The organism is Reichenbachiella ulvae (assembly GCF_025833875.1).
GTDB lineage: Bacteria > Bacteroidota > Bacteroidia > Cytophagales > Cyclobacteriaceae > Reichenbachiella > Reichenbachiella ulvae.
On the sequence record NZ_JAOYOD010000001.1, the window covers coordinates 320978 to 338619 of the forward strand.

Here is a 17642-nt window from a genome sequence, read left to right on the forward strand (position 1 = left end):
ATTACTTCTGTATGTACATAATCTCTTTTACTGCTTTGATTGTACGCTCTACGTTTGGTAGAATCTCCTGAATCAAGGTAGGTGCATATGGTAGCGGCACATCCTTGTTAGTGATTCTGTGGGTAGGTGCATCCAGGTAATCAAAAGCTTTTCTTTGAACATAGTGGCTGATTTCAGAAGAAATAGATGCCAATGGCCAAGCTTCTTCTACGATCACCAATCTATTGGTTTTCTTCACAGATTCGATTACTGTGTCATAATCGATAGGTCTAACCGTTTTTAGGTCAATTACCTCTGCATTGATTCCTTCTTTAGTCAATTCTTCAGCTGCGGCATTGGCTACTTTCATGAATTTACCAAACGAAACGATTGTTACGTCTGATCCTTTCTTTACTACTTCAGCTACACCAATCGGAATGATGTATTCTCCTTCTGGAACTTCTCCTTTGTCACCATACATCAATTCTGACTCCATGAAAATAGTTGGGTCATTGTCTCTGATTGAGGCTTTCAAAAGACCTTTTGCATCTGCAGGGTTAGAAGGAACTACCACTTTTAGACCTGGACAGTTTGCATACCAGTTTTCGAAGTTTTGTGAGTGCTGAGAACTCAATTGACCTGCGTTACCAGTTGGTCCACGAAATACGATTGGTACGTTGAATTGTCCACCTGACATAGACATCATCTTAGCTGCTCCGTTGATCACCTGATCGATAGCTACCAATGAAAAGTTAAAAGTCATAAATTCTACAATTGGACGAAGTCCGTTCATAGCAGACCCTACTCCTATACCAGCAAAACCAAGCTCAGCAATCGGCGTGTCAATGACTCTCTTTGCACCAAACTCGTCTAGCATTCCCTGACTCACTTTGTAGGCACCATTGTATTCTGCAACCTCTTCACCCATGAGATAGATAGACTCATCCTTGCGCATCTCTTCGCTCATTGCTTCTCTAAGGGCTTCTCTGAATTGTAAAACTTTCATTCTTTTCTTATTTAATTTTCACTTCCAAAAAGGAGGGTGTATGTCGTATCAAATTGAAGCTGCTAAATTATGTCACGGCCGCCAATATCCCAATCTATTTTTCATAAATAGCAGCTAACTAAGTATAGAAAAGGCATAAAAAAACCCTGACCTACGTAGGTCAGGGTCTTTTTTCAAATGTGAATCTCTTCTTAGTTCAATGCTTCAGTAACCTGAGCAGCGAAAGTATAGAATTCTAAGTCAGCCAAAGCCTTCTCTTTCAATTCAGGATCTTTCTCAACAGCTGTTTTCAAGTTAGAAAGTACATCTGCAGCATTTCCTTGTCTAGCAGCTGCGATTGCAGCAGCGTAGTAAGCTTTTGCATATTCTGCATCCAATTCGATAGCTGTACCGAAACCAGTTTCAGCATTTTCGAAATCTTTGCTCAACAACAGTGCAAGACCTTTGTTGAAAGCAACTTGAGCAGTTTCGTCTGCAGAGCCAAGGCTAGCAGTAGCTGACTCATAGTCACCTTTCATGATTTCCAAAGTACCTTTTACTCCATTGATACCGCTTGCATGTTGTCCAGGGTTGTTAGATAATGCAGCTACAGCCGCATCGTAAGCCTGAGCAGTGTTGCCTTGAAGCTCGTAAGCAGTCGCCATGTTAGCTTGTACTTCAGCAGCGTTCTTTTTGTTAGCAGCGATTTCTAATTGAGTCAATGCTTTTTCTACGTTAGCATTCACATCAGTTCCTTCAATAGCCATTTGTAGGTAAACAGCTCCCAAGTTGTTGTGTGATTGCCAGTTGCCTTCCATTTTAGTAGCAGCTAGGTAGATAGCTTCTTTTTCTGCCAAGTCTGGAGTCAAAGTAGCTGCGAAAAGCAATTCGCCAATAGAAAGTGAATCTGCAGCAGTAGAATCTCCTTCAGCAGTTTTCTTAGCCAATACAGAGATTTCTGCGTTTGATTTTTTGTCGATTACAGTAAGAACTTCAGTTCTAGCTGCTCTCAAACCTGGGTAGATATCTTTGAAGATAGCAGAGTAAGAATCTAATTTTTGAAGTGCTTTTTCTTTGTCTTCAAAAGTTCCTGCTCCGTTAACGATTTTCAAGATTTCAGATTTTTGATCATCAGAGATTCCTTCGTAAACATCCAAAGAATCTTTGAATTCGCTCCAATCTTCAACAACTGGCTTCAAGATGAACTCGATAGAGTCAGCCATGTCTTTGTAATCGTATCTTCTCATTTGAGCCTTGTAGTAAGTCTCAATTGCTTTCGCTCTATTTTCAGAAAGCTTAGAGTTAACAGTTTCCAAACCTTCTGGTGAGTGAGTACCAGTGATTGTTACTGTTTTAGTTACGTTTTTGTCAGCGATGAAAGCAGTGAACTCCTTACCTTTTTCGCTTCTAGTTTCTGATCTCTTCAATACAGAGCTACCTCTGTCGAAGTACATGTTTACATTAGTAGGAGTCAACTCTTCCTTGTCGTTGTATCCTGGATCAGCGAAAGCTGGGTAGTATACACCTTCAACAAGTTTAGAAGTTGTGATCAATCCACGAGCTACAGGAACTCTTGGAGTTGATTTGTTCTCTCCTTTTTCATCTACAGCAGTACCGATTACTTCCAGGTTGCCCTGATCCATAGCTGGGTCGTAAGCGAAAGCAAATGTTTCTGTTTTGCTGGAGGTAGTAGTTTTGCTATCAGGGAAGTCAGCAGCATCAAATACCATTGTTCCAACTTCTACTTCTGATTCTCCATACTTATAGTATGATGTCATGTTATACATATACTTTTCTGGGAGCATTTTGGCGGGTAATTCGACAGCCATGTCAAACTTTACTGAATCACCGTGTAACTCTAATGGGTTTGGTACGATATCCACTTGCTGTCCACCGGCAAGTTTTATCATGCTGTTCAGAGAACTACACGCTGAAAATACAGTCAAGCCTAAAAACAAGGCTATCACAATATTCGATTTTCTCATTTGAAAAATTGTTTTTTTTGAAAATTGATATAACTTTTTGTACTTTTCTTTGATGAAACAAGTGCAATTATACGGAAAAAAATAGTATATCCTAAGATTAATAAAAACAAATAAATTGATCGTTTTAGCTTAGATTTGTAGTAGAATGAAAGGATTACAGGATTATTTGGAGAAACATGCTTTTGGCGTTTGTTCGCGTCTCGGAGAGAAGTTAAGATTACCTTCTTCGAGCATACGTTTGTTCTTTATCTATCTGTCATTTCTGACATTTGGTAGCCCACTCATCATTTATTTATCACTCGCATTTGTGATGAATTTTAGAAAACACCTAAGAAGACGCCATTCTTTGTGGTACTATTAGGGGATTTTGCCCTCAATTCGACTTCCTGATTTATGAGTGATTTTTTGTGCGCCTAAAAGCTTTTTTCTTTTTAGGTTTGCATTTCATTTCATACAAAACATATGCTGTTAGAATTCGAAAAACCGATAGCTGAGTTGGAGGAAAAGTTGCATGATATGAAGCAGCTAGCTCAGACCAATGATGTAGATGTTTCTGAAACTGTAAAGTCTCTACAACAAAAAATAGAAAAACTGAAGAAGGAAACTTTTCAAAATCTGACACGCTGGCAAAGAGTTCAACTGTCCAGACATCCCGAAAGACCTTATACACTCGATTATATCTATGAAATCACCGATGAGTTCATCGAGATTCATGGAGATCGTAATGTCAAAGATGACAAGGCGATGGTGGGTGGCTTTGCCTCTATAGATGGGCAGACTGTGATGATGATCGGTCAGCAAAAAGGTAGAAATACCAAGCAACGTCAGACCAGAAACTTTGGTATGGCGAACCCAGAAGGATATCGCAAAGCGCTACGTTTGATGCGAATGGCCGAAAAATTCAACAAACCTATTGTATGCCTAATAGATACTCCGGGTGCTTATCCTGGTTTAGAGGCTGAAGAAAGAGGTCAGGGAGAAGCCATCGCTCGCAATATCAAAGAAATGTTCATGCTGAAGGTGCCTGTGATCTGTATCATAATAGGTGAGGGTGCTTCTGGTGGAGCGATAGGTATCGGTATTGGTGATAGAGTCTTGATGATGGAGAACACCTGGTATTCTGTAATATCACCTGAATCATGTTCTTCTATTCTATGGAGAAGCTGGGAATACAAGGAGCAAGCTGCTGAAGCACTGAAGCTTACGGCTAACGATATGATGAGCAATAAGCTGATTGATGGCATCATCAAAGAGCCACTTGGAGGCGCACACTCTGATATGAAGGGAGCTGCTAATGAATTGAAAAAGCAGATCTTGAAGAATATTAAGGAACTGAATAAAATTTCTGAAGAAGATAGAATCAGTCAAAGAATCGATAAGTTCAGCGCGATGGGCGCATATGCTTCATAAGTCATGGTGAGATTATTCTTTTTGGCTTGCTTCAAGCTGTTGGGCTGGCGAATTGAGGGTAACCTTCGCAGTGATTTGAAAAAGTGTGTGTTGATCATCGCTCCGCACACTAGTAATTGGGATTTCATACTCGGAGTGGCCTCAAGGTCAATTTTGAGGTTTAAAGCCAATTACCTCATCAAGAAGGAAGTCTATAAGAATAATCTTTTGACCTGGTTTTTTAACTATACTGGAGGAATACCTGTAGATAGAAAAAGCAAGAAGATCGACTTAGTTGGGAGTGTAGTGGAGCAGTTCGAAAAACGTGACTCTATGGTGTTGACCATTACTCCAGAGGGAACAAGGTCCTATGTCGAGGAATGGAAGACAGGCTTCTATAGAATAGCGCTGCGTGCTAAAGTGCCGATTGTAGTGGTGGGTTTCGATTACTCCAAAAAACTGGTCATCTTTCTAGAAGAGTTTACTCCAACAGGAAACATGGATGAGGACATGGCTCATATCAAAGGACTCTTTGTCGGAGTAAAAGGAAAACATCCGGAACTAGGCGTTCACTGAACTTGTTGTAAGGAGCATGAAGGAAGTACTAAAAAAAATCGCCATTCTGCCCGTGTTGTTTTATCAGTATAGTATTTCCCCGCTATTCCCATCTAGTTGTAGGTATTCGCCTACTTGTTCACAATACATGAAGGAAGCTATCATGAAACATGGTGCAGGAAAAGGCTTGTGGTTGGGGCTAAAACGTATGGGTAGATGCCATCCCTGGGGCGGGAATGGGTATGATCCTGTACCTTGAGTCTTTAATTGACAAAGGTCATTTTATTAGCTCCACATTCCGAGCTATCTTTGCCATCCGTAATATTAAATAGATAAAGTTTGGAGAAGAAAAACGGTTTTTACTGGTCAGACGAAAGAGAACCACATTTTGATAGAAGGAAAGAAATTCTATCAAAATACCCACAAATCAGAGAGCTATTTGGGATTGACAAAGGGTTGAAATGGAAAACGCTATCTCTGGTTGTTTTTCAGTTAGCATCGGCTCCATTTATTGCTGAGTTGGCTTGGTATTGGTATGTTCCGTTGGCTTATTTTATTGGGGCTTCTGTAAGTCACACCTTGTTTTTGGCCATACATGAGCTGTCCCACGATTTGGCTTTCAAAGACAGAGTGAAAAATAATTGGCTTGCCTTAATCGCCAATTTACCTATCATTTTCCCCTATGCCATGTCCTTTAGGACCTATCATTTGAAGCATCACTGGGAACAGGGAGATGCTAAAAACGATACAGACTTGCCTACTGATGTGGAAAGAAAAATTTTCAAAGGATATATCGGAAAATTATTGTGGGCTACCAATCAAATTTTGTTTTATGCTTTGAGGCCTATGTTTGTTCATCCGATCAAATTAGAGAAATGGCATAAGATCAATATTGTTTTTCAGATCGCAGCAATCGCACTATACTGGTACGTTGTAGGAACTGGAGCTATTCTCTATTTGTTGCTAAGTATTTTCTTGGCGGGAAGCTTACACCCTTTGGCTGGGCATTTCATTGCTGAGCACTATGTGTTTGTGGAGGGGCAGGAAACTTATTCCTATTACGGTCCACTGAACATATTTGCATTGAATGTAGGATACCACAATGAACACCATGATTTTCCGAATGTGCCAGGTACACGTCTGCCGGATGTAAAGAAAACGGCACCAGATTATTACGACAATCTGTTTACTCACAAGTCCTGGTCTATGGTAATTGTCAAGTTCATTATGAATCCAAGGATCAGTCTGGGAAGTAGAGTGAAACGTTACAGATAATTCTCCATATGAAGATAGTATTTATGGGTACACCAGAGTTTGCAGTTCCCAGCTTGAAAATTTTGGTGGAAAATAATTTTGATGTCGTTGGGGTGATAACTGCTCCGGACAAACCAAAAGGAAGAGGAAAAAAACTACTGGGTACACCTGTGAAGGAATATGCTGAAAGCGTAAATCTCAATGTATTACAACCTACCAATCTAAAAGCACCCGAGTTTATTGAAGAGCTGAGAGCTCTTGAAGCTGACTTGCAAGTGGTAGTAGCCTTTAGAATGTTGCCAGAGGTGGTGTGGGATATGCCTAAACGAGGGACTTTCAATCTGCATGCTTCTTTGCTGCCGCAGTATCGCGGAGCTGCTCCGATCAATTGGGCCATTATCAATGGTGAAAAGGAGACGGGAGCCACTACATTCTTCCTTCAGCACGAAATTGATACTGGAAACATTATAGATCAGATCAAGGAACCTATTCATGAAGATGATAGTGTGGGGGATCTTTATGGTCGTCTAATGAACAATGGAGCAAAGTTGGTTCTGGACACCGTTAAGAAGATAGAGTCAGGGACTATCCAGACCAGTCCGCAAGATGAGAGCAATGAGTTGAAATCTGCTCCTAAAATCCATAAGGAGACCTGTGAGATCAAGTGGGAGCAGCCAGCTGAGCAGGTTAGGAATCTGATCCGAGGTATGTCTCCTTATCCAGCAGCATGGACCAGATGGAACGAGAAGAATTTTAAGATTTTTAAGGCTGTTCATGCAACAGAGAGAGAGGTTCCAGCGCTGAGTCCTGGGCAATACCATACTGATGGGAAGACTTTTCTGTCTGTCCAAACAGGTGATGGGATGCTAGATGTTCTTGAATTGCAGATGGAAGGAAAAAAGCGAATGTTAATTGAAGACCTCTTGAGAGGATATAAATTTGACTGATATGAAAATCTCAATGATAGCCGCCATGTCTGAAAATAGAGTCATAGGTATCAACAATGATTTACCATGGCATTTGCCGGATGATATGAAGTATTTCATGGAGACTACCAAAGAGCATCATGTCATTATGGGGAGAAAGAACTATGAGTCTTTACCACCCAAGTTCAGTCCGTTACCCAATAGAACCAACTTGGTAGTTACGCGACAGGGGGATTATGAAGCACCCGGTTGCGAATTGTTTACTAGTATAGAGTCAGCAGTAGAATTTGCTGAGAAAAACGGTGAAGAGGAACTCTTTATCATAGGAGGTGGGCAGATTTATCAATTAGGTATGGAGATGTCTGACAAGATTTACCTAACCGAGATTGATGCTCATATAGATGGCGGGGAGGTTTTCTTTCCCGAAATGGGAGAAGAATGGAAGGAAACGAGTCGATCCCATCATCCTGCTGACGATCGGCACAAATATGCTTTCGATTTTGTGATTTACGAGAAGGTATAATTAAGGAGCAAATGAAATACTTCGAGAATAAAAATATTTGGGTTGTTGGAGCTTCTAGCGGTTTAGGAGAGGGGTTGACCAATTACCTGGCTGATACTGATTGTACCCTGATTCTTTCCTCACGCCGGGAGGAAGAGCTGTTGAGGGTAAAGGAAGCCAATAAAGGGAAAAAAGCGAAGTTCGAAATTGTGCCTTTGGATTTAGCTATCCCAGAGCAAATCGACCAGCGTGTGGCTGAGGTAGAGGAGAAGTTAGGGCATGTTGATATAATCGTTCAGAGTGGGGGTATCAGCCAAAGAGATACAGTACTGAATACTTCTATGGAGGTTCAGCGCAAATTGATGGAGGTGAATTATTTCGGAGCGATTCATTTGTCCAGAGCCGTTTTGCCTAAAATGGTGGAAAGAAAATCAGGTATGCATGTGGTGATTACCAGTGCAGTAGGGATTATTAGTACGCCGTTTAGATCGGGGTATTCAGCTTCGAAGCATGCCTTACACGGTTTTTATGACGCACTTAGAGCCGAGCAGCATCAGAACAACGTAAAGGTGACTTTGCTATGTCCTGGCTATGTGCATACCAATATTTCATACAATGCCCTGATGGGAGACGGTAGCCAGCAACAAAAGCTAGACAATGCTCAGGCCAACGGACTTAGTGTAGAGGAGTTTGCTAAGATTGCTGCCAAAGCTATAGCCAAAGAAAAGGAAGAAGTGTACATAGGTGGCTTCAAAGAAGTGATGGGTATATATGTCAAACGTTTCTTCCCAGGGTTGTTCTCTCGTATCGTTAGGAAAATTGCGGTGACCTGATTGTGTTTTCGCAGTAGACGGTATTAATCTACGTATTTCGAGTTTTGTCACTTAGGATTTGGGTATATTGTTATTTCAATTATGAAATACACAGTTGAAATCGAGTTGGATATTCCTATCCAAAAAGTCAAAGAGCTTTTCGAAGAGCAAGAAAATCTGTATAAATGGCAGCCGAGTCTTCAAGAATTGGAGCTAATGAGCGGGAATCCAGTACAGCCTGGAGCAAAATCCAAATTGATTTATAAAAATGGAAGTAGGAAGATCGAAATGATTGAAACGATTGTTTTGAATGAATTGCCTGCTCAACTGGATTGTACCTATGAGGCAAAGGGGGTGTTTAACGTTGTTTCCAACCGATTTCAATCCTTAAGCGAAAACAAGACCAAATGGATATCAGAAAATGAATTTCGCTTTTCAGGGATGATGAAACTGATGGGAGTTTTTATGAAATCCGCCTTTCCTAAGGAGACCCGAAAATCAATGGCCCTGTTCAAATCTTTCGCTGAAGAAGAAGCTTAGGCAAGTTCTTTCAATTGTTCCAATTGATCGTCTCCAAACTCCATGTGAGTTACAAATCGGATTTGCTGTCCTCCGAATGGTACTGCCAATAGTCCCTTTTCTTTCCAGTCGGCTAAAGTTTGATTTACGTCTTTATCTTCACTCAAGGTGATCAATACGATGTTAGTGCCTGCATGAATCACATCGGTGACATAAGGCTTTTCTTTGAAGATCTCGGCGATGGCAGCTGCCCTGATGTGATCTTCCTTTAGTCGATCCATATGGTGGTCAAGTGCATAGATGCCTGCAGCTGCCAAATAGCCAGCTTGTCTCATGGCTCCTCCTAGCATTTTTCTTACGCGTCGTGCTTGTTTGATGCTGTCTTTGCTGCCAATCAGTACAGAGCCGACAGGAGCTCCCAGGCCTTTGGATAGACAAATGGAAATGGTATGGAAGTACTTGCTGAAGTCTTTGGGGGTGTGAGGGCTATCTACCAGTGCATTGAAAATTCTGGCGCCATCTAGATGCATACGCAGGTTGTTCAATGCAGCTACTTTAGCGATTTTTTTGATTTCTTCCAGATCCCAAATACTGCCGCCTCCTTTGTTGGAAGTGTTCTCAATAGAGATCATAGCCGTTTTGGGTAGATATACTGCATCTGGATTGATGTTGGCTAATACTTGCTCTGCAGTGAATCTTCCCAGGTTTCCGTCCAGCATTCTACAAGATACACCTGAGTTGAAAGCAGCTCCACCTGTTTCATAATGGTAGATGTGAGATGTTTTGTCACAGATCATCTGGTCACCTGGCTGGGTGTGGATTTTAACCGCGATTTGGTTGGTCATCGTGCCTGATGGACAAAATACTGCAGCTTCTTTACCGAAAAGTCGAGCCAATTTGTTTTCCAACTCAATGACTGTAGGGTCTTCGCCAAAAAGATCATCGCCCACTTCTGCCTGATACATAGCATCTAGCATGTCAGGAGTTGGTTTGGTTACGGTATCACTTCTAAGGTCTATCATTTGGGTCTTAATTAGAAAAAGTGAAGGAACGCTAAAGTAAGAAAAATTAAGAATTCATCTGGTCGAGTTGGCTCTGGATTGTTTGATGAACTTTACTTTGGTATTCTTTGATTTGATCCATGTTAAAATTCTTTGGATCGATGGGTTCGTGTACGAGTACTCTGCACTTTCTTCTATAAAAGAAAAGAGAGCTGTCTGTAGGAAACATGCGCCAATTGTCTGCGAGTGTAACGGGTACGATGGGTGTCCCCGTCTCAATTGACATTCGGAAAGGGCCTTCTTTCAGTTTTGGAGTCATTTTCGGCGGATTTTCTGTTTTGATTCCTCCTTCTGGGAAAATGGCTAGCGAAAACCCGTTTTTTAGCGCTTCGATGCTTTGCTGATAGGTGGCATAGCGCTGTCTCATTTTTTCTCTGTCCACCGTGATATGAAAGGCTTTGAACATATAACCAAACATAGGGACCTTAGCCAATGATATCTTGCCCACATACATGAAGGGCATTTTCAACTGTGGTAAAATGGCCACATCCAGGTAGGAGAAGTGATTGGGGCAGAAAATATAGCTTTGATTCGGGTCAAGCTCTCCCTGATACTCCACATGTACGGGTATGCCTACGAGAGGGAAGTAGATTTTGGACCAAAAATGATTAAGCTGTAGTCCAAATCTTTTCCATCCACACCAATCTGCCAGGACGAAAAAAGGGAATAACAGCAGGAATGTTAGCGTCAATAACAAGGCGGCGAATAGACCGTAAACTCTGAGTATTACAGTCAGAAATATGTTGTGCTTCAAATTCAATACAAATAACGAAACTCAAAGATGAGTTTTAATTTTTGTAGCCAAAGCGTTTGAGGCTTTTTTCTTTCTTTCTCCAGTCAGCTTCTACTTTTACGAAAGTTTCCAAAAACACCTTCTTACCAAAGAATTTTTCGAGCTGAAGTCGGGATTCTGTACCTACCTTTTTTATGGCTTCACCGCCTTTTCCAATGATGATGGCCTTTTGAGATTTTCGTTCGACGATGATCTCTGCCCTCATCCTGATGATGTCTTCTTCTTCTTTGAACTCAGTGACATCTACTTCAGAACTATAGGGTACTTCTTGCTTGTAGTTTTTGAAAATGGCTTCTCTTACGATCTCTGAAGCAAAGAATTTCTCAGGCTTGTCAGTAAGTGTGTCGTGTGGGAAGTACGGAGGGTGTACTGGGAGTAACTCTTTGATTCGGGTAAAAAGCGTGTCCACATTTTCGTTGTTTAGCGCAGACACGCTGAGGATTTCTAAATCAGGATGAATCAATTCCCAATAGTCTATTTTGTCTTTGAGTCTAGAGCCTTTGTTGAGGTCGACCTTGTTGATAACAAATAAAATAGGAGTGCCGTTGGAGATGACTCTTTCGAGTATTTCTTCTTCCTCGTCCTGTTTTTCCATCAGGTCTACGACGTAGACTACCAGATCAGCATCTTCGAGCGAAGAAGACACGAAGCTCATCATGGATTTTTGCAGGGAGTATTGGGGTTTCAGTAAGCCGGGGGTATCCGAATATACGATCTGAAAATCATCGCCCGTAAGCACCCCCATGATTCGATGTCTGGTGGTTTGCGCTTTGGAGGTGATAATAGACAAATGGTCACCAACAAGGGCATTCATCAAAGTAGATTTTCCGGCATTTGGCTTGCCTATGATGCTGACAAAGCCCGACTTAAAATTTGTTTCGCTCATTTCTAAAAATTATTAGCAAAGGTACTTGCTTTTTACTTTATGTCCGTCTACTTTTGCATCACAATTCACGAACGAGTGGGTTGATTTACACATCGCGGGATGGAGCAGTTGGTAGCTCGTCGGGCTCATAACCCGAAGGTCGCAGGTTCGAGTCCTGCTCCCGCTACTCAGAAAATCAGGCAGTTACGTAAAAGTAGCTGCCTTTTTTTGTGTCCATGGTTAAACAATGGTTAAACAAAAAGTGTTTTGCTTGGGGTGATTTCAATAGCTTAGAAAATAATTGCAATTGTTAATCAATCCTTTAATTACCAGTAAGAAATTATGGTATAGGAACCGCCTGTTTGTGGTTCAGGAGGTCGTCGGCTCGAGCCCGATCTTCCACCCGTTGAAAACGAAGCAGTTACATTAATTTGTAACTGCTTTTTTTATGCCCTTGCGTGCTTTTTGCGTGCTTTTTTTGATTTCAAGGATAAGCATTAGAAATACAACATTCATTCATTAATAATGATTACGGAATTTATTCTGTTCACCGACTTGGTATACATATCTGACTAGAATTAAGTGATGGTTTGAGAAAAGTCACTTTTTTCTCTCAATCTTTCCTCGAATTCCAAATTAATCGGAGGAATTAATCATTTATTTATCCCGAATTAATTCCTCAACATTTCATTTGAGCATCAGCTATTTTCCCCATAGCATGAAGGGGATGTTTTGGAATTGAAGTTCATTATGAAATATTATTTACTATATATCCTGATTGTTTGTTTTTATTCTGTTCAAGCTCAAAATATTGAGTTACCTGTAGAGGTGTTGGGTGCAGAAGGTTCCATAGCGTCAAGAACTTTTGAGTTGACCGAGTCCCAAGCTTCTTCAGTGGAGTCGCTATGGATGCAAGTGAACAACCTTTCGTACGAGAATAAAGCTTCAATAAGTATTAATGATGGTATATGGATGGAGCTGAATCACGAAAGCGTGGTTATGCAGTATCAGGAAAAGGCTCGCGGAGGTATGACACATGGGGGATTTAGTACAATTCGATTCAGTATCCCAATCAAAGGCATAGTTGCAGGTAGCAATACGATCCAGTTTCGATTCAATAGATCCGATGGTATTTCTATTGGCTATAGAGTTGTGAAGTTTAATCTATTGGATGCGTCGGGGGCAGGGGTAATAGATGATTCTCTATTCGTAGAGGAAGACCCCATGAACTGGACTTCACCTATTGGTTATGATGATGCAGCGTCTATCGCTGCTGGTAAGGATTTATGGGAAAATGCCGGGCTATGGAGCAACTATCTAAATCCAGATACTGTAGGGAGTTGGTATGGCTATGAACTATTGCCTGCTACACCGATTCAAGCTACTTGTGGGGATTGTCACGTGAGTAATGGGTATGATCTAGAGTACTTTAGCTATTCCAATGAATCGATTATTGAGCGAGCCAAGTTTCATAAACTCAGTGAGGATGAAGGTAAGAAACTGGCCGCCTATATCAGAAGCTTGTCATCTGAACCTGAAGGTCCTCAACGTTATGGACGTCCATGGAACCCACCTTATCAACCGGGTCCTGAACTGGCGGATAAATCTCTGAGCCAATGGGCGGCTGGGGCTGGTTTGGAGGCAATTTTGGATAAGGATGAGGATATGTTGAGTTATATGTTTCCCTCAGGAGTAGATAGTTTGTCAGTTGCGGAGTATTTTGACAATGATCGGGTAGAAGACCATACCTTGATGCCGCTAGCGGTGCATCTACCTGACTGGAAACATTGGTTGCCGCTAGTACACCCTAAAGATGCCTTTGCGATCGATGATTATTATCAGAACCCTACGGTAGATATTCATCCTAAAATTGGGTGGGAGAGAATCAAAAACTATCTGGATGCTGCGCCAATTGAAAGTCGTAACATGGAAGATTTTAAAAATGAGCTTCATATATTTCATAGACACTTTAGACATTTTTTTGATCAGGCTAGCGGAGAGGTGAGGCACTGGCGTACTGCAGGGGATGCTATTGCCCGAGGAACTTACAACGAGGTATCTGCACATATTCCTGAAGGAATCCCCGTAGAGATGACAGTAACTAGTCTGGCTCGTTTACTGGCCGTCAAAAATTTTGAAATCATGAATCTCTATGATCTTCAAGATAAAAACGAATGGTTTGTGATACCAGAAGACTATGATGAGCTTACCCCACGTAGATGGCAATGGCTGGGTAGTGATTATAATATTTTCGAGGTACCTCCCCATTTTACCTCCTGCGCTACTAATTCGAATTGCGATAATTTTATAGGGCAGAGTATCGCTACGGGCAACTATGAATCTACCGCCTGGTATCAGCTCCAATTAGTACTCAATGGTGGTAATGGAAATGTGGGCGGTAATGACCCTATGGATTGGCAATATCAGCTGAGTTTTATACTAAGAGCCTCCGCCAGCTCGGGTATATACGAGCCAGTTAGACTCTACCATTCTCTCAATGCCATGTACCAATTGAGAACTTACGAAAAGCACAAAACGCCTAATAAAAATGGGTTCAGAGCCAGGCAGCAGATGCCGCATTGGTTTTATGGTCTAGGAGATAGCAATGATTTCTACGGCTTTGCACCTGGTTACTTTTCTGGTCTTTTAGATGAAATCCAGCCAGGGATGAGAAAGTTGTTTTTGGATGCCTTGCTTAGTCAATTTCTACAAGAAGTCTCCCGCCCGGAGATGAACCTTAGTAGCTGGAATAGAAAGTCCCCCAATGGAGGTTCATATGAACTGGAACCAGCTGACCACAGCGAGGCATTGGCCAATATCGAATCACAGATAGGACTATACTACTATGTTGATAAGATGTATTATTTGCTCCCAAAATTTGCAGAAGCTGGAGTGGATTGTAGGATAATAGATCAGTTGTCCGACTGGTGTGCCGAGGCATGGCCCAACTATGATTGGGAGCAATTTAAGTCCATTAGTTCAGCGACTGTATTATTGAAGACCAATGAAAACTTGGCATGTGGGGAATATGCGACTGAGTTTGTGGCTATCGGTGGCAATCAAGGTAGCTCGCCTAGATATGAATGGTGGGTCAATGGTACTAAAATGAGTACCGATGCTTCGACCTATACAGATTTATCATTGTCGCCAGGGGATCAAGTCACCGTTCATATGACCAGCAACAGAGACTGTGTCGATCAGAAGGTCGCCACTGCCCAGTACACTGTGCCATATGACGATTTTGTAGTTAAGGTGAGGAAGAATGGGACTGAATGGACTGAGCAGACGGATATTGAAGTTTGTAATGGAGATGAAATTGACTTAAAAGTAGAGTTACCCATTGACCCATTGCTATGGCTGGATGCCATGAACGTATCGGATAGCGAATTGACAGAGGGAGCATTGGTCGATAGTTGGAAGGATCTTTCGGGTAATGGATACAGTATATCTGCCGACCAAGAGGAGTTGTACCCCAGCTATAGTTCTACCGGAATGAACGGGTTGCCAGCGGTAATGTTCGGGATGAATGATAATGCCGATGGTTTGCGATTATTCACTACCGAAGAGGATGATTTTATGGAGAATGATTGGACGATGGTAATAGTCGGTCAGGAGTTGGGTACAGGTCGATGGACAGATGTGATTGGTAACAAGACCGAGAGCAAATATGATGACGGTTGGTTTCTTCGTTTTTCGAAAGATGGTAAGTCCGAGATCTCTGCCGGGGGAGCTTACTATGGTGGCAAAACTTATGATTTGCCTTTCGATTTTGTGGCTGTCATGAGCAAATCGGGCAGGAATGTGACACTAAGCATCAATGGTGAGTATGAACAGTCACTTACCATGGAGGATGGCGAAAATATAACCACAGCCTATGAAATCTTTTTAGGACTTTCGGATAAAGGAAATTCGGGTTCTGCGCGTTTTCATAAGGGACCTATTTCCGAACTGATGTTTTTTGATCACGCCATTGATGAGGGAACTCAGCGTCTTATTGAGGGGTATTTGAGTCAAAAATGGAAATTGGGAGGAGGGCTTCCTGCTTTTCATACTTATTCTAATGGATCTCCTTTGGATATAACATTAGAGGTAGCCCAGGGGCCTGTAGTTCAACTCAGTGCTGCTGATAATAGTTATTCCTATGTGGTGGATCAGTTCAGCCAAGGTCAGCTATTATTTTTTCAGAATCGTTCAGATTGCCAAATCGCACAAAAGAGTGTGGAGGTATCCTATGGTATGGATCCATTTGATGTTCCATTGGCGATTAGTTATGATCTTGATGGCTTGGTACAAGGCAATGCGACTGAGGTTTATATCCAGGAGGGACAAAATCTAACCTTGACCCTTAATACAACCACAGAGGGATTTCAATGGGAAAGGCCAGATGGGACGCAACTGGCTGAAGGTGAAATACCAGTTCTTACTGCTATGACCAATGATAGCAACATAGGGAATTGGAAGGCACATATTCTATATGAAGATGTCTGCTACGAAGGACTAGAGCGATCCCTGATAATCGAGGTAGTGTATAGCGACTCTCCAGTGCATGTGATCAATGTTCAACGCATCGGGAATGGATCATTGAGCAGTAGTGGGGTGATACAGGTGCTTAATCAGGATCAGTTCAATTTGAGTGTTTCCTCAGACGCAGGGAATAAACTGATTGCGATTATTTTAGATGGAGTATCTCAGGAGGTGACCGACAATTTTGGAGAGGAGTACTTTTATTCCTTGCCGGCTGTCTCTGCTGATCATGAGTTGACTTTTACTTTCGAACCATTGCTTACGCATACTGTAGAGGTAGTTAGTGAAGGAAATGGAGGTGTTAGTGAATTAGGGCAAGTTTGGGTTTTGGAGGATCGGGACTTGACACTCACATTTACTCCAGATCCATTTGCCTACTTAGAATCCGTGCTGCTAGATGGTGTCGAGCAGTTGTCAGAAGCTAACGACGGTGAAGAATATGTTCTGACATTGGGAAAAATACATGCTGATTATCAGGTTCAGGCAGTATTCAAAGATAAAGTGACATACAATGTGAACCTGATAATCAGCGAAGGTGGAGGTTCCAAGCCTGGAGATGGGACGCATAGAATTGTCGAGGGTGAGAACTGGTCGGTTTCATTTTATCCATATGATGGATACGATATATCAGATGTGAAATTAGATGGGGTTTCGCTCGGAGTACTCGATGAGCTATTGATAGAAAGGATAGCTAGTAATCATGAGATCGAGGTATTCTTCGAAGAACAAGGATTTACCATTGTGTCAACGGCAGGGGATCACGGGACTATTAATCCTGAGGGAGCCCATTTTTATCGAATTGGTTCTGAAGTCACTTATACTTTTGAGCCGGAGGCTGGATACGAAATATCGGATGTTCAGATCGATGGCATATCCAAAGGAGCAAAGGCGGCATATAAGTTTGTTAATATTAGCTCTGATAGAAGTATACATGTGGAGTTCAAAGAAATCAAGATGTACAGTATTGTGGCGAGTAGTGGTGCTAATGGTAGCATTTCTCCATCTGGTGAAAGTTGGTTTGAATTGGGTGAATCTGTGAGCTATAGCATCATGCCAGATCTTGGATATGAAATTTTAGATGTAATGTTAGATGGTATTTCTCAAGGACCTGTAGACAAATTAACTTTTGAATCCATAGATCGTGATCATAGTATTGAAGCTAGTTTCGGTTTGATTTTAGGAATCGGCGATGAGGCGAGCCCAATTAGTGTCTATCCTAACCCAAGTACAGGTGATTTTAATCTGAATACGGCTCGGGGGATCAACCAAATAGAAATTTATGATCTGAATGGACGTAGAGTCGAATTCAGTCATTCATTGGATAACAAACACATAAATGTCCGAGGGATGGATCAGGTTCAGGGAATATTGATTCTCACCATCCATTTGGATGATGGTGAGATCACAAGAGAAAGAATCATCATTAGCAGATAGTTTTTATACGATGGATGTAGATAGGAATAAAGAACAGGAAAAATAATCATTAACGAGAT

General features: G+C 41.6%; 15 protein-coding genes and 1 tRNA gene. 11 read left to right on the forward strand and 5 right to left on the reverse strand.

The genetic code is table 11. The features are described 5' to 3' along the window. Position 1 precedes the first annotated feature (1 nt). Entirely contained in the window at positions 2–985 is a 984-nt protein-coding gene (locus N7U62_RS01100) for a pyruvate dehydrogenase complex E1 component subunit beta (RefSeq protein ID WP_264136028.1), read from the reverse strand. A 191-nt stretch (positions 986–1176) separates the two neighbouring features. Next, on the reverse strand, positions 1177–2949 hold the full coding sequence (locus tag N7U62_RS01105) for an OmpA family protein (protein WP_264136029.1): 1773 nt from the start codon (positions 2947–2949) through the stop codon (positions 1177–1179). 145 nt (positions 2950–3094) lie between these two features. On the opposite strand from N7U62_RS01105, the gene N7U62_RS01110 reads away from it, so the two are divergent. From N7U62_RS01110 to N7U62_RS01150, 9 genes are all read left to right on the forward strand, one after another. Continuing rightward, the gene (locus N7U62_RS01110) at positions 3095–3310 is read left to right on the forward strand and encodes a PspC domain-containing protein (RefSeq protein ID WP_264136030.1); all 216 of its coding nucleotides are present in this window, start codon (positions 3095–3097) and stop codon (positions 3308–3310) included. Positions 3311–3411: 101 nt separating this feature from the next. Further along, entirely contained in the window at positions 3412–4359 is a 948-nt protein-coding gene (locus N7U62_RS01115) for an acetyl-CoA carboxylase carboxyltransferase subunit alpha (protein WP_264136031.1), read from the forward strand. Between the two features lie 3 nt (positions 4360–4362). Next, positions 4363–4914 (forward strand): 1-acyl-sn-glycerol-3-phosphate acyltransferase, encoded by a 552-nt coding sequence (locus N7U62_RS01120; RefSeq protein ID WP_264136032.1) that lies wholly within the window; start codon positions 4363–4365, stop codon positions 4912–4914. Between the two features lie 16 nt (positions 4915–4930). After that, complete coding sequence (gene yidD / locus N7U62_RS01125; protein ID WP_264136033.1) at positions 4931–5152, forward strand: membrane protein insertion efficiency factor YidD; 222 nt, start codon at positions 4931–4933, stop codon at positions 5150–5152. Between the two features lie 80 nt (positions 5153–5232). Continuing rightward, the gene (locus tag N7U62_RS01130; RefSeq protein ID WP_264136034.1) at positions 5233–6168 is read left to right on the forward strand and encodes a fatty acid desaturase; all 936 of its coding nucleotides are present in this window, start codon (positions 5233–5235) and stop codon (positions 6166–6168) included. An 8-nt stretch (positions 6169–6176) separates the two neighbouring features. Further along, entirely contained in the window at positions 6177–7094 is a 918-nt protein-coding gene (gene fmt, locus N7U62_RS01135; RefSeq protein ID WP_264136035.1) for a methionyl-tRNA formyltransferase, read from the forward strand. A 1-nt stretch (position 7095) separates the two neighbouring features. Further along, positions 7096–7596, forward strand: coding sequence for a dihydrofolate reductase (locus N7U62_RS01140; RefSeq protein WP_264136036.1), 501 nt, complete (start codon positions 7096–7098; stop codon positions 7594–7596). Between the two features lie 11 nt (positions 7597–7607). Next, complete coding sequence (locus N7U62_RS01145; protein WP_264136037.1) at positions 7608–8408, forward strand: SDR family oxidoreductase; 801 nt, start codon at positions 7608–7610, stop codon at positions 8406–8408. Positions 8409–8489: 81 nt separating this feature from the next. Continuing rightward, complete coding sequence (locus N7U62_RS01150) at positions 8490–8927, forward strand: SRPBCC family protein (RefSeq protein ID WP_264136038.1); 438 nt, start codon at positions 8490–8492, stop codon at positions 8925–8927. On the opposite strand, the gene N7U62_RS01155 is transcribed toward N7U62_RS01150, so the two are convergent. From N7U62_RS01155 to era, 3 genes are read right to left on the reverse strand one after another with little or no spacing between them, the layout of a single operon-like run. Next, complete coding sequence (locus N7U62_RS01155) at positions 8924–9928, reverse strand: threonine aldolase family protein (RefSeq protein WP_264136039.1); 1005 nt, start codon at positions 9926–9928, stop codon at positions 8924–8926. The two genes, N7U62_RS01150 and N7U62_RS01155, sit on opposite strands and share 4 nt — an antisense overlap. A gap of 46 nt (positions 9929–9974) precedes the next feature. Next, positions 9975–10721, reverse strand: a complete 747-nt coding sequence (locus N7U62_RS01160) for a lysophospholipid acyltransferase family protein (RefSeq protein ID WP_264136040.1) — start codon at positions 10719–10721, stop codon at positions 9975–9977. 34 nt (positions 10722–10755) lie between these two features. Then, the gene (gene era, locus N7U62_RS01165; RefSeq protein WP_264136041.1) at positions 10756–11646 is read right to left on the reverse strand and encodes a GTPase Era; all 891 of its coding nucleotides are present in this window, start codon (positions 11644–11646) and stop codon (positions 10756–10758) included. Between the two features lie 93 nt (positions 11647–11739). Between era and N7U62_RS01170 the strand changes: the two genes are divergently transcribed. Together N7U62_RS01170 and N7U62_RS01175 are read left to right on the forward strand one after the other, a co-directional pair. Then, positions 11740–11812 (forward strand) — tRNA-Met (locus N7U62_RS01170). 563 nt (positions 11813–12375) lie between these two features. Further along, complete coding sequence (locus N7U62_RS01175; RefSeq protein ID WP_264136042.1) at positions 12376–17583, forward strand: T9SS type A sorting domain-containing protein; 5208 nt, start codon at positions 12376–12378, stop codon at positions 17581–17583. Positions 17584–17642 lie beyond the last annotated feature (59 nt).